Annotated in this window: 26 protein-coding genes and 1 other annotated feature; all 26 genes read left to right on the forward strand. The window is 54.0% G+C overall.

The genetic code is table 11. From position 1 onward, the window contains the following. Positions 1 to 9: 9 nt before the first annotated feature. The 26 genes from ACI7RC_RS09655 to ACI7RC_RS09780 all read left to right on the forward strand — a co-directional run bounded on the left by ACI7RC_RS09655 (position 10) and on the right by ACI7RC_RS09780 (position 25,158). Positions 10 to 252: a DUF4321 domain-containing protein gene (locus ACI7RC_RS09655; protein ID WP_408108034.1), complete on the forward strand. Its 243-nt coding sequence runs from the start codon at positions 10 to 12 to the stop codon at positions 250 to 252. Between the two features lie 12 nt (positions 253 to 264). Then, positions 265 to 855, forward strand: coding sequence for a Maf family protein (locus ACI7RC_RS09660; RefSeq protein WP_408108035.1), 591 nt, complete (start codon positions 265 to 267; stop codon positions 853 to 855). Between the two features lie 72 nt (positions 856 to 927). After that, entirely contained in the window at positions 928 to 1,629 is a 702-nt protein-coding gene (gene radC / locus ACI7RC_RS09665) for a RadC family protein (protein ID WP_408108036.1), read from the forward strand. A gap of 86 nt (positions 1,630 to 1,715) precedes the next feature. Continuing rightward, entirely contained in the window at positions 1,716 to 2,759 is a 1,044-nt protein-coding gene (locus ACI7RC_RS09670) for a rod shape-determining protein (RefSeq protein WP_408108037.1), read from the forward strand. Positions 2,760 to 2,778: 19 nt separating this feature from the next. Beyond that, on the forward strand, positions 2,779 to 3,729 hold the full coding sequence (gene mreC / locus ACI7RC_RS09675; RefSeq protein WP_408108038.1) for a rod shape-determining protein MreC: 951 nt from the start codon (positions 2,779 to 2,781) through the stop codon (positions 3,727 to 3,729). After that, complete coding sequence (gene mreD / locus ACI7RC_RS09680) at positions 3,729 to 4,253, forward strand: rod shape-determining protein MreD (RefSeq protein ID WP_408108039.1); 525 nt, start codon at positions 3,729 to 3,731, stop codon at positions 4,251 to 4,253. Before mreC ends, mreD begins: the two co-directional genes overlap by 1 nt. A gap of 27 nt (positions 4,254 to 4,280) precedes the next feature. Beyond that, positions 4,281 to 6,701 carry a penicillin-binding transpeptidase domain-containing protein gene (locus ACI7RC_RS09685; RefSeq protein ID WP_408108040.1) on the forward strand — a complete coding sequence of 807 codons (2,421 nt, stop codon included), beginning with the start codon at positions 4,281 to 4,283 and terminating at the stop codon, positions 6,699 to 6,701. A gap of 102 nt (positions 6,702 to 6,803) precedes the next feature. After that, complete coding sequence (minC, locus tag ACI7RC_RS09690) at positions 6,804 to 7,475, forward strand: septum site-determining protein MinC (RefSeq protein ID WP_408108041.1); 672 nt, start codon at positions 6,804 to 6,806, stop codon at positions 7,473 to 7,475. A 26-nt stretch (positions 7,476 to 7,501) separates the two neighbouring features. Beyond that, positions 7,502 to 8,296, forward strand: coding sequence for a septum site-determining protein MinD (gene minD, locus ACI7RC_RS09695; protein WP_408108042.1), 795 nt, complete (start codon positions 7,502 to 7,504; stop codon positions 8,294 to 8,296). A 58-nt stretch (positions 8,297 to 8,354) separates the two neighbouring features. Further along, positions 8,355 to 9,491 carry a rod shape-determining protein RodA gene (rodA, locus tag ACI7RC_RS09700; protein WP_408108043.1) on the forward strand — a complete coding sequence of 379 codons (1,137 nt, stop codon included), beginning with the start codon at positions 8,355 to 8,357 and terminating at the stop codon, positions 9,489 to 9,491. 235 nt (positions 9,492 to 9,726) lie between these two features. Continuing rightward, positions 9,727 to 9,927, forward strand: a complete 201-nt coding sequence (locus tag ACI7RC_RS09705; RefSeq protein WP_408108044.1) for a cold-shock protein — start codon at positions 9,727 to 9,729, stop codon at positions 9,925 to 9,927. Between the two features lie 155 nt (positions 9,928 to 10,082). Further along, positions 10,083 to 10,853 carry a peptidoglycan DD-metalloendopeptidase family protein gene (locus ACI7RC_RS09710; RefSeq protein ID WP_408108045.1) on the forward strand — a complete coding sequence of 257 codons (771 nt, stop codon included), beginning with the start codon at positions 10,083 to 10,085 and terminating at the stop codon, positions 10,851 to 10,853. Then, the gene (locus ACI7RC_RS09715; RefSeq protein WP_408108046.1) at positions 10,846 to 11,688 is read left to right on the forward strand and encodes a M50 family metallopeptidase; all 843 of its coding nucleotides are present in this window, start codon (positions 10,846 to 10,848) and stop codon (positions 11,686 to 11,688) included. The genes ACI7RC_RS09710 and ACI7RC_RS09715 overlap by 8 nt, the downstream gene beginning before the upstream one ends. Positions 11,689 to 11,824: 136 nt before the next feature. Then, positions 11,825 to 12,589 (forward strand): ABC transporter ATP-binding protein, encoded by a 765-nt coding sequence (locus ACI7RC_RS09720; protein WP_408108047.1) that lies wholly within the window; start codon positions 11,825 to 11,827, stop codon positions 12,587 to 12,589. Positions 12,590 to 12,606: 17 nt separating this feature from the next. Next, positions 12,607 to 14,532, forward strand: a complete 1,926-nt coding sequence (locus tag ACI7RC_RS09725) for an AMP-dependent synthetase/ligase (RefSeq protein ID WP_408108048.1) — start codon at positions 12,607 to 12,609, stop codon at positions 14,530 to 14,532. Beyond that, positions 14,532 to 15,416 (forward strand): branched-chain amino acid ABC transporter permease, encoded by an 885-nt coding sequence (locus tag ACI7RC_RS09730; RefSeq protein ID WP_408108049.1) that lies wholly within the window; start codon positions 14,532 to 14,534, stop codon positions 15,414 to 15,416. Before ACI7RC_RS09725 ends, ACI7RC_RS09730 begins: the two co-directional genes overlap by 1 nt. Before the next feature lie 5 nt (positions 15,417 to 15,421). Next, positions 15,422 to 16,483: a branched-chain amino acid ABC transporter permease gene (locus tag ACI7RC_RS09735; RefSeq protein WP_408108050.1), complete on the forward strand. Its 1,062-nt coding sequence runs from the start codon at positions 15,422 to 15,424 to the stop codon at positions 16,481 to 16,483. Between the two features lie 40 nt (positions 16,484 to 16,523). After that, positions 16,524 to 17,789: an ABC transporter substrate-binding protein gene (locus tag ACI7RC_RS09740; RefSeq protein WP_408108051.1), complete on the forward strand. Its 1,266-nt coding sequence runs from the start codon at positions 16,524 to 16,526 to the stop codon at positions 17,787 to 17,789. A gap of 23 nt (positions 17,790 to 17,812) precedes the next feature. Further along, positions 17,813 to 18,601, forward strand: coding sequence for an ABC transporter ATP-binding protein (locus ACI7RC_RS09745; protein ID WP_408108052.1), 789 nt, complete (start codon positions 17,813 to 17,815; stop codon positions 18,599 to 18,601). Between the two features lie 144 nt (positions 18,602 to 18,745). Then, the gene (locus tag ACI7RC_RS09750) at positions 18,746 to 19,510 is read left to right on the forward strand and encodes a hypothetical protein (RefSeq protein WP_408108053.1); all 765 of its coding nucleotides are present in this window, start codon (positions 18,746 to 18,748) and stop codon (positions 19,508 to 19,510) included. Between the two features lie 100 nt (positions 19,511 to 19,610). Further along, positions 19,611 to 21,161 (forward strand): Rne/Rng family ribonuclease, encoded by a 1,551-nt coding sequence (locus ACI7RC_RS09755; RefSeq protein ID WP_408108054.1) that lies wholly within the window; start codon positions 19,611 to 19,613, stop codon positions 21,159 to 21,161. A 188-nt stretch (positions 21,162 to 21,349) separates the two neighbouring features. Further along, positions 21,350 to 23,281 carry a methyl-accepting chemotaxis protein gene (locus tag ACI7RC_RS09760; protein ID WP_408108055.1) on the forward strand — a complete coding sequence of 644 codons (1,932 nt, stop codon included), beginning with the start codon at positions 21,350 to 21,352 and terminating at the stop codon, positions 23,279 to 23,281. A gap of 76 nt (positions 23,282 to 23,357) precedes the next feature. Further along, positions 23,358 to 23,442, forward strand: a sequence feature (ribosomal protein L21 leader region). Positions 23,443 to 23,455: 13 nt separating this feature from the next. Next, positions 23,456 to 23,767: a 50S ribosomal protein L21 gene (gene rplU, locus ACI7RC_RS09765; RefSeq protein WP_408108056.1), complete on the forward strand. Its 312-nt coding sequence runs from the start codon at positions 23,456 to 23,458 to the stop codon at positions 23,765 to 23,767. A gap of 13 nt (positions 23,768 to 23,780) precedes the next feature. Continuing rightward, the gene (locus ACI7RC_RS09770) at positions 23,781 to 24,137 is read left to right on the forward strand and encodes a ribosomal-processing cysteine protease Prp (RefSeq protein WP_408108057.1); all 357 of its coding nucleotides are present in this window, start codon (positions 23,781 to 23,783) and stop codon (positions 24,135 to 24,137) included. Between the two features lie 2 nt (positions 24,138 to 24,139). Beyond that, positions 24,140 to 24,433 carry a 50S ribosomal protein L27 gene (rpmA, locus tag ACI7RC_RS09775; RefSeq protein ID WP_026074235.1) on the forward strand — a complete coding sequence of 98 codons (294 nt, stop codon included), beginning with the start codon at positions 24,140 to 24,142 and terminating at the stop codon, positions 24,431 to 24,433. 137 nt (positions 24,434 to 24,570) lie between these two features. Beyond that, the gene (locus ACI7RC_RS09780; protein ID WP_408108058.1) at positions 24,571 to 25,158 is read left to right on the forward strand and encodes a Spo0B domain-containing protein; all 588 of its coding nucleotides are present in this window, start codon (positions 24,571 to 24,573) and stop codon (positions 25,156 to 25,158) included. The last annotated feature ends 7 nt before the right edge of the window (positions 25,159 to 25,165 follow it).

Below are 25,165 nucleotides of genomic sequence, written 5' to 3' on the forward strand. Positions count from 1 at the left end.
AAGAGGAGAATGAAGGGAAAAGAGACGCTGAAGTTCCTGATTCTGCTCGTTTTGGGCATGATCCTGGGCAGCATTTTGGGGGAAGTGCTGGGACCGTACTTGCCGTTTTTAAACGTAACCAAGGTGATTTCTTGGTCGCCGGCAGCGGACTTGGTCGTTTTGCAGTATGATTTACACTTTCAGGTAAAACTAAGTTTAGCGAGATTGTTAGGACTGGCTCTTGGTTTTTGGGCATATCGCAGATTGAAGTAGGATGTGAACAAGATGCAAAAGCAGGGTGCGGCAACGATCATATTAGCCTCGACATCACCCAGACGCAAGGAACTCCTGGAAGCGATCGGGCTGCCATTTACGGTAATCGCCAGCAACGTCGATGAAACCGTGCCTCCTGAAATGCAGCCTGACCAGGTAGTAGAGTACCTCGCACTGAAAAAGGCCCGGGAAGTTGCCGGGAAAAACGATTTCGGACTGGTCATCGGTTCGGATACGATCGTATTTTTGGATGGCGAGATCCTGGGGAAGCCTCGCGATGAAGAGCACGCGTTTGCCATGCTGCAATCCCTGCAGGGCAGGCAGCATACGGTGTACAGCGGAGTTGCCGTCGTCGAGGCGGATACAGGGCGCACAGAGGTATCGCACAGTGCTGCCAAAGTAAACATTCGACCGATGACAGATAGGGAGATCCGCGCCTATATCGCCACCGGCGAGCCGATGGACAAAGCAGGATCATACGCTATTCAGGGCATCGGCTCTACGATTGTTGAGGGAATTGTCGGAGATTACTTTGCCGTCGTCGGTCTGCCTTTGCATCTCACGGCGCGGCTGTTGGCCAGGTTTGGCGTAAGCCTTCTGTAAGCGGCAGATACCCGCATCCTAGACTGTTCTCATTTGACATGCCGTTATGATGATAACAGGGAGCGGAGAGATATGGAAATTATTTCCTGCAACAAATGGAGCATGAAAAACGTCCCTATGTATGAACGCCCGCGGGAGAGGCTGCTGCATAAAGGAGCAGGCCAGCTTGCTGATGCCGAACTGCTTGCCATCCTGCTGCGGACCGGTTCGGAGAAGGAGACGGCATTTGATCTTGCCCAGCGGCTGCTCTCCGTATTTGGAGATTTGCAAGGGATCGTCCAGGCGTCGCATGAAGAATTGAGACGGATCAAAGGGATCGGCCCGGTAAAAGCGGTTGAATTGCACGCCGCACTGGAGTTGGGACGGAGGTTGGTTCAGCGCCCCCAAAAGAGGCGGGTCGCGATTCGCCTGCCCCGTGACGTTGCAGAATTGATGATGCCGGAAATGCAGCATTTGACACAGGAACATTTTGTCTGCCTTTACCTCAACACCAAAAATCAAGTCATCGGCAAGCAGACCGTGTTTGTCGGAAGTCTTGATGCCTCTATCGTACATCCTCGGGAAGTTTTCAAGGAAGCGATCAAGCGCAGCAGCGCTTCTATTATTTGCCTACATAACCATCCCAGCGGCGACCCGACGCCGAGCCGCGAGGATATCGCGGTCACCCGGACTTTACGGGAAGCCGGCGATCTGATCGGCATCGCCCTGCTGGATCACGTCATCATCGGTGACGGTCGTTATGTCAGCTTGAAGGAACAAGGATATTTCCATTAATACACACAACTGGCGGCGAGCGGACAGCAATGTTTTGCCAGAGGTTTGGCCTGGGCCAAGTTTTCAAATACGGAAGGAGTTTTCTTATGTTAGGCGGTTTTTCGCGTGATCTGGGGATTGACCTCGGCACTGCCAATACCCTCGTATATGTAAAAGGAAAAGGAATCGTCGTTCGCGAGCCCTCGGTGGTGGCGATTCGCACGGATACCAATACGATTGAAGCCGTCGGAAATGCGGCGAAGAGCATGATTGGCCGGACGCCGGGCAACATCGTGGCCCTTCGCCCGATGAAGGACGGTGTCATTGCCGATTTTGATACGACCGCCACGATGATGCGGTATTTTATTCGCCAGGCGCAAAAAAATCAGGGTATGTTCTCTCGGCGTCCCAGCGTGATGGTCTGCGTGCCGTCGGGGATTACGGCGGTGGAAAAGCGTGCCGTAGAAGATGCGACCAAACAAGCCGGCGCCAAGGAGGCCTTTACCATTGAGGAGCCGTTTGCCGCAGCGATCGGTGCCGATCTGCCTGTTTGGGAGCCGACGGGAAGCATGGTCGTCGACATCGGCGGAGGAACGACAGAAGTGGCGATCATCTCCCTCGGGGGGATCGTTACCAGCCGCTCGATTCGCGTGGCCGGTGACGAGATGGACCAGGCGATCATCCAGTACATCAAACGCCGCTACAACCTGATGATCGGGGAGCGCACCTCCGAATGGCTCAAGATGGAGATCGGTTCGGCGATGGCACCGGAGGAACCTGAATCCGTGGAAATCCGCGGCCGTGACCTCGTCTCCGGTCTGCCGAAGACGATTTCCGTCACCAGCACGGAGATCGCCGAAGCCCTTTCGGAAACCGTGGTAGCGATCGTGGATGCGGTGAAGATCACGCTGGAGAAGAGTCCGCCTGAATTGGCCGCCGATATCATGGACCGCGGCATTGTGCTGACCGGCGGCGGCGCCCTGCTGCGCTTCATGGACCGGCTGCTCAGCAAAGAGACGGGGATGCCGGTTCACGTCGCGGAAAATGCGCTCGACTGCGTAGCGATCGGGACAGGCCGCGCCCTGGAAAACATCCACCTCTTCAAATCAAAACACGGAATAACCTCGTCTCGCATCAAGCGGGGAAGGTAAAAACAGGAGATCAGAAAGAATGTCGTTCTTCGGAAATAAGCGACTAATTATACTTCTCGTCGGGTTGGTGCTGCTCATCTCGGTGATCGGGTTCACCTCTCGGGAACGGGCCAGTCTGACGTGGCCAGAGAAATTTTTAAAGGATACGTTCAGCGTGGTGCAGGGTTTTTTCTATCGCCCTGCCCAGGCTTTTTCTGGTTTTTTAAAAGATGTAGAAGATGCGTACAACGTTTATCAGGAAAACCGCCAGTTAAAAGCCAACCTGGACGAGTTTGCAGAAATGTCGGCCCAGCTTAAACTGCTGGAGACGGAAAATGAACGCCTGCGTGCGCTGCTTCAGGCCAAATCGCAGTTGAAGAACTACGAGTTTCGCGTCGCTGAGGTAGTCGCCCGCAATATGGAACAGTGGAACGATGTCATTACCATCGACAAGGGGAGCAAGAACGGAATCAAGAAAGACATGGCAGTGATTTCCTCATCCGGATTGGTCGGCCGGGTGAAGAGCGTTGCGAACTTTTCCTCGACGGTGGAATTGTTGACAGCGGCCAACCGAAGCAATCACATCTCTGCCCTGATTCTCGGCAAACCGGAGCTAAACGGGATCATCGACGAGTACGATCCCCGTGAACACCTTTTGATCATGCGGAAAATTCCGCTCGGCCCCAAAATCCAGGAAAAAGCGCAGGTTGTCACTTCCGGACTCGGCGGGGTAACTCCCAAAGGGCTCTTGATCGGGGAAGTCGTCAGAGTCGAGCCGGGCGATTACGGCCTGACTCAGACCGCCTACATCAAGCCGAGCGCCGACTTCTCCCAATTGAACGAGGTCTTGGTAGTGGAGCGGGCATTTGTGACGACCGGGAGCGGAGAGCTGGTTCCCTCCTCGCAAGTAGATGCCTCGGGACAAACCCCTCCATCTGACGCCGGCAGCGGTTCGGGCAGCAATACGGCTGGTCCGGGGGGAGGTCGTTGATGCCCCGGTTTGTTCTGACACTTACCATTCTGATTTTGTTCCTGTTGGAGGGGACGGTCTTGCAGCTGATCTCGCCGACCGCTTGGGGCCTGTCGGTGGTGACGGTTCCCCGCTTTGCGCTGGTTAGCATCATCATGGTCGCTCTCTTTCTCGGGCGGCGGGAAGGCCTTCTCTACGGCATGTGCTTCGGTTTTTTGCAGGATGTGCTGTACGGTCAGGTCATCGGCGTTTACACGCTGTCGATGATGGTTGCCGGCTACTTTGCCGGACTCGTGCTGCTGTTGTTTCACCGCAGCTTCGCCGTCGTGGTCGCGACAGCGGCTGTGATCCTGTTCGGACACGAATGGCTGCTGTACAGCTTGTTCCGATTGTTTTCCGGTACAGCAGTTGATGTACAGTGGATGTTGACGGAGAGAATTTTACCCAGTGTGGGATTGAACCTTGTGTTTGCCTTGCTCATCTACGTGCCGATGGCAAAAACGTGCGAAGCGGTGCTGGCGCGCAAGGACAGACAGCATGATTAACCCCTGTGGGTATCGGAGGTGGGGCCAATGGGAGAGCAGGAAAAAGAGAAGTCCCATATTCCAACGAGATTAAATATCTTGTTTTTGCTCGTCTTTTTGTTTTTTGCGGCGATTATCCTTCGCCTTGCTTACGTGCAGCTGGTAGAGGGAGAACAGTACATGCACGATCTCGAGAAGTACAGTACGCGCGAGCTGTCCATCCCCGCTCCGCGGGGGCGAATCGTCGACAGCAACGGCGTGGTGCTCGTCGACAACAAGCCGGTCTTTACGGTGACGTACGTGAAAGAACAGGGACAGGATATCGACGAAGAGCAGCTCGCTGACAAGCTTGCACAGATCTTGAAGATGGATGACGTAGAGCCGGGGACGGACTCAGAGCTGTTGAAAAAAGTCGTCGAGCTGCACGCAACCCTTCCGGTTTCGCTGAAGCCAAATGAGACGAACGCCCTGATCGCCAAAATTGCTCCCAAGCTGAGCAGCTTGCCAAAAGCGGCACAGGTGGATCCATTTTCCGATCCCGAATTAGCCAAGACGGCGATCGAAGTGGGGATGCGGGTCAATGCCTCCCTCGACAAGGCGACCCAAGACAAGCTGATCAAGCAGCTCAAACCGCTGGTCAAGCCGGCGCTTGCCGATGATAAGTGGAACAACATGTCCAATGCCGATCTGCTGAAATACGCAGTGGCCCATAACCTGTCTTTTTCCTTGTCCTTTGCCGACGACGATAGGAAAAATCTGGTAAAAAACCTCAAGGAGGAGCTTCGCCTGCTTCCGGACGCGTCAGACCTGGGGAAAAAGAGCGACATGGACCTGCTTCGGCTGGCGTCCCAGTTTGACATCGAGGTCAGCCTGCCGTTCAACGACGCACAGCGTCAGTTCCAGTGGCGCAAAATGGCGATTCTGAACGAAATTCGCTCCTACGGGATTGCCAGCTACATCCCGCGGCGGATTAAAGTCAACATTACCCCGGAAGAAGACGCCAAAATCGAAGAGCGCTTGTCTGAGCTTCCGGGAATCAGCGTCATCTCGGAGCCGATCCGCCAGATCAGGCGGGATCCTGACGGCACGCCTTTTGCCACCCATATCCTCGGCTACACCAACACGATCAGCGAAAGCCGCCTGAACGAATACCTGGCGCAAGGCTACAAGCAGACCGACCGCGTTGGCGTATCCGGATTGGAAGGGTATTACGAGCGGCAGTTGAGGGGCAAAGACGGGGCGATGGAGGTCCAGGTCAACAAGAACAGCCAGATGGTGGAGAAGAGCCTGAAACGGCCGGCTGAACCGGGGAATGACCTCGTCCTCGCTCTCGACTGGCGCTTCCAGAGTGCAGTGGAAGCTGCGCTCAAGGAAAAAGTGGAAGAGATGAAAAAGGATCCGAAGGTTCCCAAGGAAGCGACGGAAGCCCATGCCGTCGTCATGGACGTCCATACGGGCGGAGTTCTCGCGATGGCCAGCTATCCCGACTACGACCTGAACCTGCATTACGATCGCAAGGCATTTAACGAGAACTACGATACCCTGATCCGTAATGTGGAGGAAAACAAGCTGATCCGCGGAGCGTGGCCGCCCGGGTCGACAGCAAAGCCGCTGACTGTCATGCTGGCTTTGCAGGAAGGGCTGGTCACGCCGAACGAGACGATCTACGACCCCGGCTACTGGATCGTCGGGCGGGACACCAAGAAGTACAACTGGAGACGCAGCGGCCACGGCTATGTCAACGCCAGACGCGCTTTGCAGGTATCCAACAACACGTACATGTATGCGATGGCGATGCGCCTTGCCGATGTCGGATATAAAAAATACGGCAGCTACAAGCCGATGTTTTCAGTCTTTGACTTTTACAATGCCCAGTTTGGCTTAGGGGTGAAGACGGGCATTGACTTGCCGGGCGAGCTGGCCGGGTGGTTCTCGCAGTACCAAGAGGTCGGGAACCTGGCGGACGCGTCTATCGGCCAGTACAACTCGTTTACGCCAATGCAGTTGGCGCAGTACGTTGCGACGATTGCCAACGGGGGTTACCGCCTGCGCCCCCACCTGGTTGAAGAGATTCGCAAAGGGACGGTTGATCCCAAACAACCCGGCCAGGTATTAAGTACAATCGAACCGGAAGTACTCAACCGAGCAAATATTGACCCGAAATGGATCAAGCTCGTTCAGGAAGGGATGTTCATGGTAACGCAGGGAGACGGGACGGCCTCCCGCACGTTTACGGGACTGCCGTTTCACGTGGCGGCCAAGACTGGTACAGCCCAGACCGGAACGGGGGCCGACAACGCGATCATGGTCGGATTTGCTCCCTATGAAAATCCGCAGATCGCATTTGCCGTCGTCGTTCCGAAATCCTTGTTAGACGGATTCCACAGTGCTGATACGTCAGGTGCGATCGCCCGCAAGATCCTGGAGGCTTATAATTCCATCTATCTGGAAAAGCAGCCCGCCCAATAAGGGAACGATCATACGGTGCGACACCATCCGGCAAATTTTTCCCGTTCAGCAGGAATTCTTCCTTTCCGTGGCGAATGGTAACGGTCGAGGTGAATCGGGACCATGACGATAACAAAAAGCAAAGTGACGATAAAAGGCACGAAAAACGGGCTTGTCTTTTATATGGACGATACGTGTTCCTTTGACGAGCTGGTCGCCGATTTGCGCGAAAAAATTGAGCATAGTCACCAACAGATCCTGAGCGGACCGCTGATACGCGTCACGGTCAAGCTGGGCAAGCGGTACTGCACGCCGGAGGAGCAAGAGATGCTGACGCAGATTATCCGGCAGCGGGGAAACCTGGTGATTCATCTGATAGATGCCGACGTCATCTCGAAGGAAGAGGCGTTTGCGGAGCTGTTAAAATCCACCTTTACAATAGAGACCCGGACGGTCAGGTCCGGCCAGGTACTGGAGTTTGACGGTGATATTCTGCTGCTCGGCGATGTAAATCCCAGCGGCGCAGTAAAGTGCACGGGCAGCATCTTTGTGCTGGGCAACCTGCGAGGGGTTGCTCACGCCGGATGCAGCGGCAACAGAGAGGCGATCATCGCTGCATCTTTGATGAACCCGACCCAACTGCGGATTGGGGATGTCATCAGCCGGCCTGGAGAAGAGTGGGCCAAAACGACGGGAAGCGCAGAGTTTGCCTACCTGGAGGATGACAAGATGCTGGTGGCCAAGATGAATTACTTGCACCGCGTCCGGCCCGACCTGGGAAGAAAGAAAGCTTGAGGCGGCATGAAGAGGGGGAAGACAAAGTGGGTATCGCAATTGTCGTAACTTCTGGCAAGGGGGGAGTGGGAAAAACCACCACCTCGGCAAATATCGGAAGTGCTTTGGCGCTGAACGGACAAAAAGTGTGTTTGGTGGATACAGATATTGGATTACGCAATTTAGACGTAGTAATGGGACTCGAAAACCGCATACTGTTCGATTTGATCGATGTAGCTGAAGGAACGTGCGCACTGCAAAAGGCGCTGATTGCAGACAAACGCTTTGAGAATTTGGCCCTTTTGCCTGCTGCCCAGACCAGGGACAAAAACGCGATCACCCCGGAGCAGATGAGTGAAATTGTCACCCAATTGAAGCGCGAATTCGACTATGTCATCGTCGATTGTCCGGCAGGGATCGAGCAGGGGTTCCGCAATGCCGTCGCCGGCGCCGATCAGGCGATCGTCGTTACGACACCGGAAAAAGCTGCCGTACGGGACGCGGACCGGATCATCGGTTTGCTGGAGCGGGAGCGCGTCGGGATGCCGAAGCTGATCATCAATCGGGTTCGCTCGCATATGGTAAAAAGCGGAGATATGTTGGATGTAGAAGATATATTGGCTGTTTTAGCCATTGACTTGGTTGGCGTTGTACCCGATGATGATTTTATCATCAAGTCAGCCAACTCGGGTGAACCGGCAGTGATGAACCACGAGGCCCGCGCTTCGATTGCTTACCGCAACATAGCGAGACGGCTGCTGGGTGAATCGGTTCCTCTGCTGCCTCTCGAAGAGAAAAAAGGCGTGTTTACCAAAATGCGCAAGTTCTTCGGATTTAAATAGGGCTGAGGGGAAAACGGGACAGGGGAGGCCTCCTGTTTCTTTTTTTGGAGGAGAATGAATGGGTCTGGAAAAACGCTACCTCAAGGAACTTGATTGGGTGATACTTGCCATATTGGTCTGCCTGGGCGTATTTAGTTACCTCGGGATTTCCGGGTCAGGCAAAGCTCCCGAAGTCGCAATGAAACAGATTATCTGGTATGTCGTTGGTTTTATCATCTTGTTTGGTACACTCCTGTTTGATTACCGCGTGTACCAGGGCTTTGTGACCTATGTGGCCTATGGGATTGGAATTGTCCTGTTGATCGGAGTATTGTTTACCGAACCGATCTACGGCGCACACAGTTGGTACAGGATAGGACCGGTTTTGTTCCAACCCTCGGAACCGATGAAATTGTTCGTCATTCTCACAGTGGCCCGGATGATGGCCAAACAGCAGGAGAATCATCTGCGACCAGTTCAAACACTCCCCCAGCTTCTGACCGTCTGCGCGGTGGTTGGAGTTCCGATGCTGCTCATTTTGAAGCAGTCTGATTTGGGGACGTCGATGGTGTATGCCGGATTCCTGGCGACGATGCTGATCGTCGGCGGGATTCGGCTGCGGCATGTGGCCTTGATCGGCTGCTGCGTCGGCCTGTTTTTCGCCGCGATGGTGCTGATGTACGAGTACGATCAGAGCCTGTTTTTCAAGATCATCAAACCGTATCAGTGGGACCGTGTCGTCTACTGGATTGACCCCTATGAGGATGCAAAAGGATCCGGATTTCAATTGATTCAGTCGCTGATCGCCATCGGATCGGGACAGCTGTCGGGCAAGGGCTTCACGACTGCCACCCAGGCGAGCTACGGCTGGGTGCCTGTAGGTGAAAGCGACTTTATCTTTACCGTTCTGGGGGAAAAGATGGGATTTATCGGCGGCGGGCTTTTGATGATCCTGTTCTTCCTGCTGATCTATCGCCTGATCCGGATCGCGATGGAGGCGCGTGATCCGTTCGGGACCTACATCGTGGCAGGGGTAGTGGGAATGCTGACATTCCAAGTGTTTGAAAACATCGGCATGACCATCCAGCTGATGCCGATCACCGGGATCCCGCTGCCGTTTATCAGCTACGGCGGCAGCTCGATTGTTACCAACTTTTTCATCATGGGGATTGTCCTCAACATCGGGATGCGAAAAAAGGCGCTGATGTTTGATTAATGGCGCGTGACAAAAGCGTAGATGTATGCTATTATCAGGAGTAAGTTAACCATTTTACTTACTAATATAAGTGATTTGATGGATTGGTTGATAAGCCGTACCTGTTAAGAGATACGTCACCATGTGATCAAATCTCTTTTGGGACGGCTTTTTTCCATACATGAAAGAACATCAGGTAAAAAGGTTAACGCATTTCTCGTCCAGAAATGGACGACAATTTTTGGGAGGTTTTTCCATGCAACAAGGTACTGTAAAATGGTTTAACGCAGAAAAAGGTTTTGGTTTCATTCAAGTAGAAGGCGGCGAAGATGTATTCGTCCACTACAGTGCAATCCAAACCCAAGGCTTCAAAACCTTGGAAGAAGGCCAAAAGGTTGAATTCGAAATCGTACAAGGAAGCCGTGGACCGCAAGCGGCTAACGTTGTAAAACTGTAAGCTAAACACGACAAGCAAAGGCAGTCTCTCTTCGGAGGGACTGCCTTTTTTGGTTGACCCCGATCCAAGGACAGCCCCTTGTCCCCTTCTGACAGCATAAAGCAGGTAGACAAGTCATATGATGTACAAAGCTCGGCCTTAAGGGGAGATGACTGATGTTTGGAGAAGTGGACCGCGTAAAAGAGCGGCGGCACGAACGAATGGAGCGGATCAGATTGCAGATGAGAGACAGCCTGCCTCCCCATCTGCACGAGCTGAGCGACCCTGCCGACGAGCCGTTTACAGTGAGCCCGGCTGAGTTCCGTTCCCGCAAGGAGATGCCGCCGCAAGAGAGGATTAGCATTCAGCTGGCTGTTTCCCTGCTGCTCGTAGGCGTTGCCTTTGTCATCTTCAAAACATCACTGCCTCTGCCGGAGGCCTGGAGGGCGGCGGCTCGCGACGTCATGCAGCGGGAGTTTAATTTTGAGGGCTCGGCAGTCTGGCTTCAATCAAAACTGGGTTTGTCGCCAAGCGTTTTGCCCGCGCTGCAATCGTCCAAAACGGCGGCTGCGCCGACCACTGCGAAAGTGGCCCTCTGGCAGATGCCGCATGAGTGGAAACTGGTCAAGCCGTTTGATCCGACGAGCGTACACGTCGTGTTTGACCTCGGGTCAGAGAGCGATGTCATCAATAAAGAGCCCGGTTGGGTCACGTTCATCGGCGAGAAACCGGGCTTAGGTGAAACGGTGATCGTACAGTACGGCAGAGGGCGTGAAGTCTGGTACGGAAATTTATCCCAGGTGCACGTCGCTGTCAATGACTGGGTCAAGCAAGGGGATCTGCTCGGGGCGGCCAAGACGGTCGACGAATCGTCGTGCTACCTCTTTGTCGCTCTGAAGGAGAGGGATACTTTTATCAATCCGCTGGACGTGATCGCGGTTGACTGAATGGAGATGCTTCGGTGTCGTCATCCGCATCCATCTGCTGTTTTGGGCCGTGATTGGCGTATCCTTGGCAGCCGGATACTTTTTGGAGACATTGACGTTGTTCGTGATCGTGATCATCCACGAACTGGGCCATATTGCCGCAGCCCGCGAATTGGGGTGGCGGGTGGCGCAGATCCAGCTGCTGCCCTTTGGCGGGGTGGCGACCATGGAGGAGGACCTTGCCGCCGATCCGCTTGAAGAGATTGTCATTGCACTGGCCGGCCCATTTATGAATGTCGCGATGATTTTTTGCTCGCTGCTGTTCTGGTGGTTGGGGATTTGGTCCGAGGCCTGGACCGTTTTTTTTATCAACAGCAATCTGATGATCGCCGGCTTCAATCTGCTGCCGATCTGGCCCCTCGACGGGGGGAGGATTCTTCAGGCGCTGCTCTGTTATCGCTTGCCTTACAGAAAGGCGGGATTGCTCTCGATCGGGGCAAGCGTCTTGTTTGCCGCTGCCCTGTTCGGGCTCGGCCTGCTCTACTGGCATCTCAACCTCATGGCTGTCGCCGTATACCTGACAGTCGTCAACGCGCAGGCGTTCGTCCGCTTTCCCTATCAGTTTCTCCGCTTTCTCATGGGAAAACACGCAATCAATCCTGAACTGTCCCATCTCCGCTCCGTTTCGCTGGCTCCGACCGTTACTGCGATGGAAGCATCCCACCTTTTAAGGCGGGGCTACTACCATCTGTTTTTCATCGAGGGCGGAAATGGCGCCCTGCTGTGGGAAGAGCAGCTGCTAAATGCCCTCTTGTTTGAGCAAAAGCATCACGTCCCCTTGAGCAAATTGATCTGACAAAGGCGAATCTCGATGTGGGATTCGTTTTTTCATGTCGGAAAAAGTTATATTTCTGAATATTTACAATTATATGATTATATAATAACTTTAATATATGCATGAGTGAATATTGCCAGTCCGAAGGGGGGAAAGCATGCCTTTACTTGAGATTGATCGGATATCGCTTCGCTTTGGCGGTGTCACCGCTCTGTCCGAAGTCAGTTTTCACGTGAACAAGGGGGAAATCTTTGCATTGATCGGTCCGAATGGCGCAGGAAAAACAAGCATGCTGAACTGTATCAGCGGATTGTACAAGCCTGCATCGGGAAGCATCCGGTTTTGCGGTGATGAGATTGTCTCTTTGCCTCCTGCGCAGCGGGCGGCAAGGGGGATTGCCCGGTCATTTCAAAATATCGAACTGTTTAAACATATGACCGTTTTGGACAATCTGATGCTCGGACGGCACGTGCGGATGCGCTCCGGGATTATCTCCTGCGGCTTATACTGGGGCAGGGCCCAGAAAGAGGAGATTGCCCATCGGGAGGTTGTAGAGGAGATCATCCGCTTCTTGGAAATCCAGGCGTATCGAAACAAACCGGTTGGCACTCTGGCCTACGGCTTGCAAAAACGCGTCGAAATGGGGCGGGCTCTCGCTCTGGAGCCGGAATTGTTGCTGCTTGACGAACCGATGGCGGGGATGAACAGCGAAGAAAAGGAGGATATGGCGCGTTTCATTCTGGATATCAACGATGAACGGGGGACGACGATTATCCTGATAGAACACGACATGGGCGTGGTGATGGACCTGTCCCAACATATCGCCGTACTGGATTTCGGACGCTGTATCGGGTTTGGCACTCCCCAACAAATTCAGGAAAACCCCCTGGTGATCCAGGCTTATCTCGGGCAAGAGGCCTAAGGCGGAGGGAGGAAAACATGAAGAAGGAGACAATTCCACAGTACCTGGCAGCACGGGCGATCGAAAGACCTGATCAAGTGGCCATGCGCAGCAAAACGTCCGGTATTTGGCGGCAACTGAGCTGGCAACAACTATGGGAACAGGTAAAGGCGCTATCCATCGGGCTCAGTCAGCTTGACTTTCATCGCGGGGACAATCTGGCCATTATCGGTGACAATCGGCCCGAGTGGGTTGTCTCGGAGATGGCAGCGCAGGCAGTCGGCGGAACCGTTTTGGGTATCTACCAGGACTCATCTCCGGAAGAGATCGCCGAGATGCTTGTTCATTGCGATGTCAAAATCGTCATCGCGGACGGACAGGAGCAGGTCGACAAACTCCTGGAGATCACCGCAGAGCTTCCTCTGATGAAGCGAATCATTTTTTGCGATCCGAGAGGGATGCGCGGATACAGTCACCCCTTGCTACTCCCCTATAGCGAACTCCTCGCACAAGGTAAACAAAGTCCACTCTGGTCTACCGACTGCTTCCAGGAAATGATCCAGGACGGGTCAGCAGAAGATATTGCTATTCTTTGTTATACAGCCGGTACGACAGCCGCGCCAAAAGCAGCCATGCTTTCCCACCGCAATCTGCTGACAATGGCGGAGAGTCTCTTCTCTCTCGATCGGCAACAGGCTGTCAGGGAGTACGTTTCCTTTCTGCCGCTGGCATGGATCGGCGAACAGATGATGGGGATTGCGGGCTTTGTCCTGATGGGCTATACCGTCAATTTTCCCGAAGACACGGCTACCGTCGAGGCAGACCTGCGCGAGATCGGACCCGATTTGATATTTTGCCCGCCGCGCATATGGGAGGACATTACTTCCCGTATCCAACTGCGGATTCAGGGTGCTGGATGGTTGAGAAGGAACTTGTACGAGTGGTTCAGGCCCTATGGCGAAGCAATGGCGCAGTCCACGCGAACCAATGTCCGTTTGCCTTTTTGGCAGCGGCTGATGTACAGGTTGGGCGATTATCTGGTCTTTTCGGCAATGAAGGATCATATCGGCCTTCTGCGGACCAGAAGGGCTTATACGAGCGGCGGCATGCTGGGGACAGATGTTTGCCAATTTTTTCATAGCCTTGGCATTGAGTTGAGACAAGTGTACGGCCAAACGGAGGTATGCGGCATGACTGCCGCCCAGCGGAAAGGCAGGATTCGACCGGAGACGGTGGGCGAGCCGCTGTCTGGGACGGAAATAAAAATTTCCCAGGAGGGGGAAATTCTAGTAAAAAGTCCAGGCGTATTTGCCGGCTACTACAAAGACGAACAAGCGACGTGCTCAGCCTTCGCCGAGGGCTGGTTCCGCACGGGGGACAGCGGGCACATCGACAGCGAGGGGCAGCTGACAGTGCACGGCCGGCTGCAGGATGTCATCCGCCTGTCTTCCGGCGAGACGGTGCCGGCCCAGCTTGTCGAAAACAAGCTGAAGTTCAGCCCATTCATCCGTGAAGCCATTGCCCTTGGAACGGATAGGCCGTATGTGACGGCGCTTGTAAACATTGACATGGAGAGTGTCGGCCGCTGGGCTTCGCTTCGCCAGCTCGCCTATACCACCTATGCCGATCTGACGCAAAAGCCGGAGGTACTCTCGCTCATCCTCGCGGAAGTGAAGCGAATCAATGCCCAAGTGCCGAAGACAGCGCAGGTCAAGCGGTTTGTCTTGCTGTACAAGGAATTGGATGCGGATGACGGCGAATTGACCCGGACGAAGAAAGTCAGGAGAGAATTTGTCGCGAAGAAGTACGAGGAGATTATAAGAAGCTTGTATACGGAAGACAGTATGCTGCAGGTGGAAGGGACGGTCCGGTATCGCGACGGGAGAGAATCGGCCGTTCGTACGCAGCTGACGGTCATGCACGTAGAAAACCTGTGTTCGTCATCGGACGAGGAGGTCGCCTGATGGATATTTTTTGGCAGCTGCTGGTAATCGGAATTGCCATTGGAAGCATTTATGCACTGATCGCCTTGGGTTTTGTCCTCATCTACAAAGCGAGTGATGCGATCAATTTTGCGCAAGGGGAATTTGTGTTAATCGGGACGTATGTGTGTCTGACGTTCATTTCAAGCTATCAGATCTCCTTTTTTCCTGCGCTGTTGCTGACGGTTCTGTTCAGCGCGCTGCTTGGCCTTGCGGTTGAGCGGGTGGTGCTGCGTCCCTTTATCGGCGAGCCGGTCATCTCGATGATTATGGCAACCATCGGATTATCCAGCGTATTGGCGGGAGTGGTGCACCTTTTTTGGGGAACAGAAACACGGGTGTTTGCAGGGATTTTTCCCGACGCACCTCTGCAGCTGGGCAGTGTCGTTGTTTCCCAGGTCTACATTTGGTCGCTGGTTACGGTGTTGGTTCTGCTCATCATTTTCACCCTGCTGTTTAAATATTCCAAACTCGGGATCGCCATGCGGGCGACGGCAGACGATCAACAGGCGGCATTGTCCGTAGGGATTAGCGTGAAAATGGTATTTGCCGTCACCTGGGCCATTTCGGCCATCGTCTCATCGGCTGGCGGAGTGCTGCTCGGCAACATCAACGGGGTCAATTCATCGCTGGCGCTGATTGGACTAAAAGTACTTCCGGTTGCCCTGTTGGGAGGATTGGACAGCATCCCGGGCGCCATCGTCGGCGGCTTTATCATCGGCGTACTGGAGAGCTTTGCCGGCGGTTATCTTGATCCGATTATGGGCGGAGGAGTAAAAGAAGTGCTGCCCTTTGTCGTGCTGGTCTTTATTTTGATGTTTCGCCCGTATGGACTCTTTGGCAAACGCGGAATCGAAAGGGTGTGAATGGCATGCGAAGCCCATTTGTCAGTGAGTGCGGCGAATTTTGTACCAGCTATGTTCAGGATACAGCCTTGTATAAGGTGCCGAGGATCCGGTATCGGGTATATGGCGTAGTTGGTTTGTTTCTTCTGTTCCCGTGGATTGCCTCAGAGTACGCCATCAGTCTGGCAACCCTTTGCGCCATTGCTTCGATAGGCGCGATCGGACTTAATATCTTGACGGGATATACCGGACAAATTTCGATTGGGGTCGGCGCGTTTCTGGGTGTGGGGGGATACGCATCGGCCATACTCACTTCATCACTCGGACTGACCTTCTGGATTTCCCTGCCGCTCGCCGGTATTGTGACAGCCGTTGTCGGAGCGCTGTTCGGGATTCCCTCCCTGCGACTGAAAGGGTTGTACCTGGCGATGGCTACTCTGGCCGCCCAAGTCGTTATCCTCTATGTGATCAATCACTGGAACTCTTTGACCGGAGGCACGGCAGGGATGATCCTCTCGCGGCCGAGTATCGGCGCCTTCTCATTTGACTCGGAGATGAGCTACTACTATTTGGCACTGGTCATCTTGATCGCTGCCTTTGTCTTTGCTTCCAACCTGTTCCGTTCCCGTACCGGAAGAGCGTTTGTCGCAGTCCGGGATCGGGATGTGGCGGCAGAAGTGATGGGGATCAATCTGTTTCACTACAAGGTGCTGTCCTTTGCCGTCAGCTCGTTTTTTATCGGGATTGCCGGCTCCCTGATGGCCCACTACACGATGGTGATCTCGCCTGAACATTTTTCCATCGGGGTGTCGATCGAGTATCTCGCGATGATTTTGATTGGGGGGCTGGGCAGTGTGGTCGGTTCGATCTTCGGTGCTGTTTTTATTACACTGCTGCCGGTTCTGCTGCGGGAATTGATCGGGCTGGTGATCATCTTCATCCCCCATGTGACCGAATACTTCGGGGCACTCAGGCAGATCATCTTCGGGGGGATTATTATTGCATTTCTTGTGTACGAACCTGAGGGGCTCGCCAAAATATGGCGCAACTTCAAGGATAAGTGCAAGCTGTGGCCATTCTCCTACTAGGCGGAATGGCCTGTAAAACAATGATGGGGGGTCAGGAAACATGGGGAAAAACAAAAAGTGGGGGAGTGTTCTGTCGTCAGGATTGCTTTCGATTGTCCTCTTGGCGGGATGTGGAGGCGGCGGTCAGCAGGCCGGCGCGCCAGCAGCAGGATCCGGCCAAACGTCGGCTGATTCAACAGCGCCGGCACCGGCTGCGACTGCCGAACCTGCTGCCAACAAGGGAACGATCAAAATCGGCGGATTGTTTGACGAGACCGGGGCGACTGGCGACGTGGGCAAGCCGTATGCCGAGGGGGAGCGGGCGTATATCGATTACCTGAACGGCAAGGGAGGACTAGACGGGCTTAAGGTGGAACTGGTTGGGGCCGATTATGCCTACAGCGTGCCGGAGGCAGTAAAAATCTACCAAAAATTTATCAAACAGGACAAGGTGTCAGCCATTCTCGGATGGGGGACAGGCGATACGGAAGCCATGAAAGAGCTGATCGCCAAGGACAAGATTCCGTTTATTTCCGCATCCTACTCGGAGGCGCTGACCCGGGTCGATCAGCACCCGTTTAACTTTATGGCGGCAGCCACCTATTCGGACCAGGCCAAGGTGGCGATCAAATGGTTCAAGGACAACTGGCAGGGCAGCGGCAATCCCAAACTGGCTTTCATCTACAACGACAGCCCTTTTGGCAAATCTCCGATTGAAGATGCGAAAGCGTACGCCGCTTCGGTCGGCGTAGACGTCGTCGACGAGCAAATCGTCGATCTGAAAGCGTTGGACGCTACCTCCCAATTGCTGAATATGCAGAAGAAACAGCCTGATTTTGCGATCATCCAGCAAACCTGGGGAGCTACTGCCACGATCATTAAGGACGCCAAAAAGTTGGGCATCAAAACACAGTTCATCGGACTAAACTGGGCAGCAGGAGAAGGAGTCATCTCGCTGGCTGGCGATGCCGCCGAGGGATACATCGGCGTGATCACCCACGCTTTCCCGTACGAGGACCTGCAGGGATTGAAGGAGATCGAGGAGTATTTGGCGGCTAAGGGTGAAAAACTTTCGGACAAAAATCAAAAGTACATTCAGGGATGGGTTGCAGCGAAGATCATGGTCGAAGGCATCAAAAACGCGGGGGACAATCTGACCGGCGAAGGCATCAAGAGTGGTCTCGAAAGGATCTCCAACCTGGAATTTGGCGGTTTGGCCGCTCCTGTCACCTTTACACCCGATAACCATCGCGGAACCAACCAGATCAGATTGGGTCAGGTAAAAAATGGGAAGTTCGAGATTATTACAGACTACATCGGCTATTAAACGCAGGCAGGTGGAGGGATTACATGCTGACGTTAAACAACGTACAAGTCGTGTACGACAAAGTGATTCTCGTTCTGCGGGGGATGTCGATGCATGTACCGGAGGGAAAAATAGTCGCCCTCCTCGGCAATAACGGGGCGGGGAAAACGACGACGTTAAAGGCGGTCTCCGGTCTTTTGAAAAGTGAAAACGGGATCGTGACGGAAGGAACGATCACATACGGGGATGAGCCGGTTAGCGGCAGGGAGCCGGAAGAGATTGTGAAAAAGGGAATCTCTCAGGTGATGGAAGGGAGGCGTGTATTCAAGCACTTAAGCGTAGAGGAGAATCTGATCGCAGGCGCCCATACACGCAAAGATCGCTCAGCTCTCAAGGAGGACATGGGACGGGTGTATCACTACTTTCCCAAATTGAAGGTGCTCTCGGCGCGAACAGCCGGATATTTAAGCGGCGGCGAACAGCAGATGTTGGCCATCGGCCGTGCTTTGATGGCCAGACCGCGGCTGATCCTGCTTGACGAGCCTTCACTTGGGCTGGCTCCGCTGATGGTGAAGGAAATATTCGCGATTATCAAGCAGATCAACCGTGAATCCGGCACATCGATGCTTGTCGTGGAACAGAATGCCAACGTCGCCCTGTCGATTGCCGATTACGGATACATCATGGAAAACGGCAGGATTGTCCTGGAAGGGGATGCGGACACGCTGCGAAACAATGCAGATGTTCGCGAGTTTTACCTGGGAATCAGTGAAGGAAGACACAAGAGCTTTCGGGAAGTGAAACACTATAAGCGCCGAAAGCGCTGGCTCTGACTCGGATGCGGCCGGCACCATCGATCGCAAGCTTTCGCAGGATCATTTTGCGAAAGCTTTTTTGCTGTCGCCTATCGTCGAAACCTTTTTCTTCCTGAGGGGTCTAATGTGTAGGTAAACAACACGGGAGTAAGGAGGGATTCGATGATTTCAGACGCTTTTTTCAAGCTGCGGCGGCAGCTTTTGCTGGCGCTGGTTCCGATTGTTTTGGATCTGTTCGGTTTTTTGGTAGGGTTGGCGCTCTACGGATTTCCCGGGGGTTCGAAATTTACGCTCAAATTGACCCTTGCCATCGGGCTGCCGTCTGTCAGTTCCCTGCTGGACAGACAATTTATGCCCGGGGGCATTCAATTCAACTTTGGTGAATCGACTCCGCTTGCGGTCATCTTGTTATTTGTCCTGTTTATGATACTGAGCGCCTTCTTTCAAGGGGGATTTATCTCTTTGCTGCATAAAGCGGCGGAAGACCGCCGGATATCGATTGAACAATTTTTTAAAGGAGCAGTCCATTACTTTGCGCGGTTTTTTGTTTTGCAGTTGCTCATCATGCTTGTCTTCCTTGTCGCGGGAAGCCTGTTTTTGATTACGTTGGGCCTGATTGGCGGACTGCTTTTCCTGGTGATCTTCCTGTGGCTTCGGATACTGTTCGTCTACCTGGAATTTACCATCGTGACAGATGACTTGACACTTGCCGCCTCGTTTGGGCAGGCGAGACACTACTTTCGCCGCCGACTGCCCGAGACCGCCTTCATCATCGTCGCCATGATCGCCGTTGGCACCTTGTTTTCCATGGTGATCAATGCACTGTGGTTTCCGCTGCTGTTTTTGATCTTGCTCATCGCTTACGACTACGTGGCCGCCGGGCTGCAGCTTGCCCTGATGCTTTCGCTGCTGCGCATCCGCGGCTAGGTAGGGTCACGCGAATGTGAATGCGAATGCCTGCGGCTTTGTTCTCTTTCCTTGCGCCATGGTAAGATAGTGGGTGGGATACGAGCGAAGGAGGTTTCTTTTGAAGCAGATACTGATCAGCAGTGAAAACAGCCTGTCGCGGATCGCCGTCCTCGTTTCGGGACGGCTCGAAGACCTGCATGTGGAGACGGGCCAAACAGACCAGCTTGTCGGCAACATCTACCGCGCCCGCGTCGTCAACGTGCTGCCCTCGGCACAAGCGGCGTTTGTCGACATCGGTGCGGATAAAAATGCCTACCTGTACATAGACGACGCCATTCCCCCCGGTCAGAAAGCAAATCGCCAGGCCAGGGAGAAGCCCAACATTCGCCAGCTCGTGCAAGTCGGGGAAGAGCGGCTGGTCCAGGTGATGAAGGAAGCACAGGGGACAAAAGCGGCCCGGGTCACGACGGAAATCAGCATACCGGGACGAATGCTTGTCTATCTGCCCGATTCGGCCCGCATTTCGATCTCCCGGCGCATTCAGGACCCGGCGGAGCGGAAACGGCTGGAGCAAACGACAGCCCGGCTGCTCGCAGGTTCGGAGGGTGTCATTTTGCGGACACAGGCAGGGGGAGCCGATGAACAGCGGGTCGCTGACGAACTGAGCTATTTGAGATCCGTCTGGAGGGAGGCGCTGGCCGCTTCAGCATCCAAAAAGCTGCCTGTACTGGTGCACCAGGGGGACGACCTGGTTACGCGCGCGGTACGGGACTTGTTTTCTGCAGATGTGGACGAGCTGATCGTTGATCATTGGCCCACTTTTCAGCGAGTCAAACAAATGCTGCTCTCTTTTTACCCCGATCTGGCCGACCGCCTGTCGCTTTACCAAGGGAAGCTGCCGCTGTTTGAGCAGTACAGAGTGGAGGCGGAGATCGACAAGGCGCTGCGGCGCCAAGTCTGGTTGAAGAGCGGCGGTTCCATCGTGATCGACCGGACGGAAGCGATGACCGTGATCGATGTCAATACCGGCAAGTTCACCGGGGGAGCTTCGATGCAATTGGAGGAGCTGGTCACCCGGACCAATCTGGAGGCAGCCAGGGAGATTGCCCGCCAGCTGCGGCTGAGAGACATCGGCGGGATTGTGATCATCGACTTTATCGACATGAAGTCAGCCGCCAATCAGGCGCGCCTGCTCGCCGAACTGGAGAGCGAGCTGGCGAAGGACCGCACAGTCACCAGCGTGCTTGGCTTGACCAAACTGGGGCTGGTGGAATTGACCCGCAAAAAAGTCCGGCAGAGCCTGTCTGAAGCACTGACCACACCGTGTTCGACCTGCGGCGGAAAAGGCAGGGTACTGTCACTTGATGAGGTCAGCCGCAGGCTGGAGCGGGAGATCCGTGCCCTGGCAAAGACAGGGGAGGCTGAGGCCGTAGTAGTCGAACTGTCTTCCCAGCTGGCCCGCCACTGGCAGGAGCCTGTTGACGGCATTGTGCGCAGTCAGCGCATCGAACAGGACTTGCAGATCCAGCTTCACCTGCTGGCCGAAGCAGAGCCGGTACACGCATACCGGGTGCGCTACGCAGGAACGAAGCAGGAGGCGGACCGACTGCTTGCTTTAGAGGCAGGCGAGGCAAAATCCATAGGCGATTCATGCGGACATCGTGAATAGCTGCCCCATCCCCGCGCTTTGCGGGGAATTTTTTTAGGGAAAATACGTCGTTCTGAAGCCTGTCCGGCGATGGTTAAAGCTTGTTTTTTCCAAAAGTCCAAAATAATCAGGTTTCGATTGTCGAAAGAAAGGTTATAGAAATGGTAGTAACTTTAGGCTGTCGCATCGTATCAAGGGGGTTAACCGGATTGAAGGACTTATTTCGTAAACCAACAAAAGAATTAAAATGGAAGCTGCCAAAAGCTCCAAGCAAGAACCGTTTTTCACTTGGCAAACTCTTCGGCAAGAAAACAGAGGTCATGCCTGGGCAGCCGGGAGATGGCAGAAGTGCTGCAGCTGTTCCAACTGCAGGCGGGCCAGAAGGAGGACAAGGCGGTGCGGCCAAAAATCCCAGGAAGGGCATGAAGCTGATCTTCAGACTGTACGGATCATACGCCCTGATCCTGTGCATTTTGCTTGCGGTCGGCGGGGCAGGCTTGTACTCCGGCTCAAAATCGCTGCAAGTCATCGAGGACATGTATGAAAACCGCTTGATTTCCGTATCTGAAATGATGCATCTTGCTTCCGATTTCGAGAAGCTGAACGGAACGATCGCCTCTGCGCTGCTGCTGCATTCCGGGATGGCGGTCAACCAGGTCAAGCCGATACAGGAAATCCGCGATACAGTCAAGCAGGAGATTGAATTGTTGAAGAACAAGCAGGAGATCTACGGGATCAGCCAGGATGACCTGGATACCTTCAACATCATCTGGACCGGTTACGAAAGCGATCTGAACAAAATTCTCGAGTGGATCCAGAAGGGCAATGAGGTGGTCGGCAGCGGCACAGGCATGAGCATCGCCATCAGCACCTATAATACCAACCTTGCGGCGAAAATCAGCGCGCTGACGAAATACCTGCAGGACGTGGTCGCGAGCAACAGCAACATGGCAGAGGCAAACTACCACGAAGCGCAGGCGCTGCAGCAAAAAATCTTCATCGTGCAAATTTCTCTCGCGATCATCGCTGCCGTGTTGACAGTCGTGGTCGGAGGCATGGTGAGCAAATCGATATTGGAGCCGCTGCGTCGTGTCGGCACGGCCGCCCAGGAAATCGCCCGCGGCAAGCTTAACCAGCAGATTGACGTCAAGCGCATGGACGAATTGGGCATGTTGGCCGTCTCCTTCAATCAGATGGCTGCGAACATCCGGGATCTGATCATGCAGGTGCAGCAAGCAAGCGGAAAAGTGGCCGCTTCTTCGGATGAACTGTCGCAAAGTACGGAACAGACGAAAGTGGCTATCAACCAGATTGCCGAGATGATCGAAGAGGTAGCGACGGGCGCCGACGCACAGGTGCAGAGCGTGGAGGAAAGCAAGCAAGCCATCACCGAGATGGTCAGCGGAATCATGAACATCAGCGAATCCTCTTCCCAGGTCGCGGAAGCCTCGCAGGAGACGGCCAGAGAAGCCGAGCAGGGGAATTATTCGCTGCAGCGGGCCGTCAACCAGATGGGGACGATCAAATCCTCTGTGGGGGACACGGCTGTCATGGTCAAGGCGCTGAACGAGCGTTCCCGCGATATCGGCAAGATCGTCGGCACGATTACGGACATTTCGGCACAGACCAACCTGCTGGCGCTCAACGCCACCATCGAAGCGGCACGGGCCGGAGAACACGGCAGAGGATTTGCCGTCGTCGCGGACGAAGTCCGCAAGCTGGCCGAACAGACAGGTGAATCGGCTCGTCAGATCACGGGCATGATCACAGAAATCCAGACAGACACCAACCGGGCCGTGGAAGCGATGAACAAAGGCACGCAAGAGGTAGATCTGGGCATGGGAATCATCAACGAAGCAGGTGAGGCGTTCCAGCGGATCTACGCTTCGATCCAGAATGTCGCTTCGCAAATCCAGCAGGTCACCGCCGTGACGGAAACTCTCTCGGCCAGTTCAGAGGAGGTGGCCGCTACAGTCGAGGAGCTGGCCCGGATCGCCAGGGATTCCTCAGCCAACACCCAGGGTGTCGCCGCCACGACGGAGGAGCAGCTGGCCTATATCGAAGAAATTTCATCTGCTGTGCATCAGCTGAACCAAATGGCAAATGACATGCAGTCGGTGATCAACAAGTTTGAAGTATAGACGGGACAAGATCCTTGACGAAAGCACCCGCCTGTGTTATCCTATTGTTTGTTATCCAAGGATGCTTGACACCTCAAGCATGCTGTAACCGCACGAAACGGGTCTGCAAGCTTGACTTCTTCGTGAAGTCACACCTGAATGAGGCGAGTCTAAGTATAGGGAGGTGCAAAGAGAATGTACGCAATCATTGAAACTGGCGGCAAACAGTACAAAGTGGAAGAGGGCAGCGTGCTCTTCATCGAGAAGCTGGCTTCCGGTGAAGGAGAGACTGTCACTTTCGACAAAGTGTTGCTGGTCAGCAAAGACGGCAAGGTAGCAGCTGGTACTCCTGCTGTAGCAGGAGCAACGGTTACGGGCAAAGTGGAAAAACACGGCAAAGGTGAGAAAATCACCGTGTTTAAATACAAAGCCAAGAAGAACTACCGCCGCAAACAAGGCCATCGTCAACCGTACTCCAAAGTTGTGATTGAAAAAATCAACGCGTAATTTTGGTGAGAAGATGATTCTGGCAACGGTTAAGCGAGATGGCGGAGATATTGAAGAAATTACCATCTCGGGACATGCTGATGCAGCCGAGTATGGGAAAGATATCGTCTGTTCCGCTGTATCAGCGATCAGCTTTGGCATGTTGAACGCCGTCCACGCTTTGCTGGGGATTACTCCTCAAGTAGAGCAGGCGGAACGTGAAGGCGGGTTTCTCCGCTGGCGTCTGGAGCGTACAGCCGACCAGGCGGTCCACGAGAAACAGCAGCTGCTGGCCGAAAGTTTGATCGTCTCTTTATACAGCGTGTCTCAGCAGTACGGAACGTTTCTTACTGTCAACGATACCAAATGGCAAGGAGGTGCTACAACATGAACATGCTTTTTACTGTTGATCTGCAGTATTTCGCCTCGAAAAAAGGGGTAGGTTCCACGAAAAACGGTCGCGATTCGATCGCGAAACGACTGGGTACCAAACGCGGTGACGGTCAATTTGTTCTGGCAGGCAACATCCTCGTTCGCCAACGCGGAACGAAAATCTACCCTGGTGCGAACGTAGGCATCGGCGGCGACGACACACTGTTTGCCAAAGTGGATGGTGTTGTTCGCTTTAAGCGCCTGGGCCGCGATCGTAAACAAGTTGTGATCGAACCCGTAGCGGTTGAAGCCTAAAATCGTGACGATCAAGAAAAACCCAGCCTAGACGCTGGGTTTTCTTTTTGCGCGGACCATCTTGTGATAGAATAGACAAATCAGCCTAGTATAACCTTGCTGATACGGTAAAAAATACGAGTGTTTGGTGGGGAAAAATGAACGAACAGCAAAAGGTTTTCACCCGGCAGGCGGATCTGTTGTTAACAGTGCTGAACCAGCAGCGGCACGACTGGTTAAACCATGTCCAGGTACTGCTCTGTCTGCTCCAATTGGGAAGAGTGGAAGAGGGGACGGCTTACTTGCGCCGCATCACCGAGAAGACCCACCTTGAAAGCGGAATAGCGCGAATCAATTCCCCCCTCCTGTCTGTTTTTTTATTGACGTTCAACGCGCTGCATAGCAAGCTGCAGCTTGAAGTAGAGGCAGATCACAAGGTAAATCTGGCTCGGCTGCAGGTGGATGCAAACGACCTGTTCCACTTCGTCAGCGATCTCGTATTTACCGTGATGAAGCATGTCAGAGAGGATCAGGCAGAACCGGCGAGCTTGCTCGTCTCTTTTCAGGCCGCCGAAGAAACGGCGGTACAGCTTCGCTTCGACCTGGCTGACGGCTTGCCCCAGTCGGCGAAGCCGGACATCCGGCAAATCATCGGCAGGGTGAACGGATTGGGAGCCTCTGTAATGACATCGATACATAGTGAAGCGGAATGGGTAGCGGAATTTCTATTTCCCTGCCAGACGTAATGAGGTG

Source organism: Brevibacillus sp. B_LB10_24, from assembly GCF_046036945.1.
Taxonomy (GTDB): domain Bacteria; phylum Bacillota; class Bacilli; order Brevibacillales; family Brevibacillaceae; genus Brevibacillus_C.

What these genes read in the sequence shown, in the direction of transcription:
- ACI7RC_RS09655 (WP_408108034.1), top strand. Translation starts at nt 10, where the DNA reads ATGAAGGGAAAAGAGACGCTGAAGTTCCTGATTCTGCTCGTTTTGGGC.
- ACI7RC_RS09660 (WP_408108035.1), top strand. Translation starts at nt 265, where the DNA reads ATGCAAAAGCAGGGTGCGGCAACGATCATATTAGCCTCGACATCACCC.
- radC (WP_408108036.1), top strand. Translation starts at nt 928, where the DNA reads ATGGAAATTATTTCCTGCAACAAATGGAGCATGAAAAACGTCCCTATG.
- ACI7RC_RS09670 (WP_408108037.1), top strand. Translation starts at nt 1,716, where the DNA reads ATGTTAGGCGGTTTTTCGCGTGATCTGGGGATTGACCTCGGCACTGCC.
- mreC (WP_408108038.1), top strand. Translation starts at nt 2,779, where the DNA reads ATGTCGTTCTTCGGAAATAAGCGACTAATTATACTTCTCGTCGGGTTG.
- mreD (WP_408108039.1), top strand. Translation starts at nt 3,729, where the DNA reads ATGCCCCGGTTTGTTCTGACACTTACCATTCTGATTTTGTTCCTGTTG.
- ACI7RC_RS09685 (WP_408108040.1), top strand. Translation starts at nt 4,281, where the DNA reads ATGGGAGAGCAGGAAAAAGAGAAGTCCCATATTCCAACGAGATTAAAT.
- minC (WP_408108041.1), top strand. Translation starts at nt 6,804, where the DNA reads ATGACGATAACAAAAAGCAAAGTGACGATAAAAGGCACGAAAAACGGG.
- rodA (WP_408108043.1), top strand. Translation starts at nt 8,355, where the DNA reads ATGGGTCTGGAAAAACGCTACCTCAAGGAACTTGATTGGGTGATACTT.
- ACI7RC_RS09705 (WP_408108044.1), top strand. Translation starts at nt 9,727, where the DNA reads ATGCAACAAGGTACTGTAAAATGGTTTAACGCAGAAAAAGGTTTTGGT.
- ACI7RC_RS09710 (WP_408108045.1), top strand. Translation starts at nt 10,083, where the DNA reads ATGTTTGGAGAAGTGGACCGCGTAAAAGAGCGGCGGCACGAACGAATG.
- ACI7RC_RS09720 (WP_408108047.1), top strand. Translation starts at nt 11,825, where the DNA reads ATGCCTTTACTTGAGATTGATCGGATATCGCTTCGCTTTGGCGGTGTC.
- ACI7RC_RS09725 (WP_408108048.1), top strand. Translation starts at nt 12,607, where the DNA reads ATGAAGAAGGAGACAATTCCACAGTACCTGGCAGCACGGGCGATCGAA.
- ACI7RC_RS09730 (WP_408108049.1), top strand. Translation starts at nt 14,532, where the DNA reads ATGGATATTTTTTGGCAGCTGCTGGTAATCGGAATTGCCATTGGAAGC.
- ACI7RC_RS09735 (WP_408108050.1), top strand. Translation starts at nt 15,422, where the DNA reads ATGCGAAGCCCATTTGTCAGTGAGTGCGGCGAATTTTGTACCAGCTAT.
- ACI7RC_RS09740 (WP_408108051.1), top strand. Translation starts at nt 16,524, where the DNA reads ATGGGGAAAAACAAAAAGTGGGGGAGTGTTCTGTCGTCAGGATTGCTT.
- ACI7RC_RS09745 (WP_408108052.1), top strand. Translation starts at nt 17,813, where the DNA reads ATGCTGACGTTAAACAACGTACAAGTCGTGTACGACAAAGTGATTCTC.
- ACI7RC_RS09750 (WP_408108053.1), top strand. Translation starts at nt 18,746, where the DNA reads ATGATTTCAGACGCTTTTTTCAAGCTGCGGCGGCAGCTTTTGCTGGCG.
- rplU (WP_408108056.1), top strand. Translation starts at nt 23,456, where the DNA reads ATGTACGCAATCATTGAAACTGGCGGCAAACAGTACAAAGTGGAAGAG.
- ACI7RC_RS09770 (WP_408108057.1), top strand. Translation starts at nt 23,781, where the DNA reads ATGATTCTGGCAACGGTTAAGCGAGATGGCGGAGATATTGAAGAAATT.
- rpmA (WP_026074235.1), top strand. Translation starts at nt 24,140, where the DNA reads ATGCTTTTTACTGTTGATCTGCAGTATTTCGCCTCGAAAAAAGGGGTA.
- ACI7RC_RS09780 (WP_408108058.1), top strand. Translation starts at nt 24,571, where the DNA reads ATGAACGAACAGCAAAAGGTTTTCACCCGGCAGGCGGATCTGTTGTTA.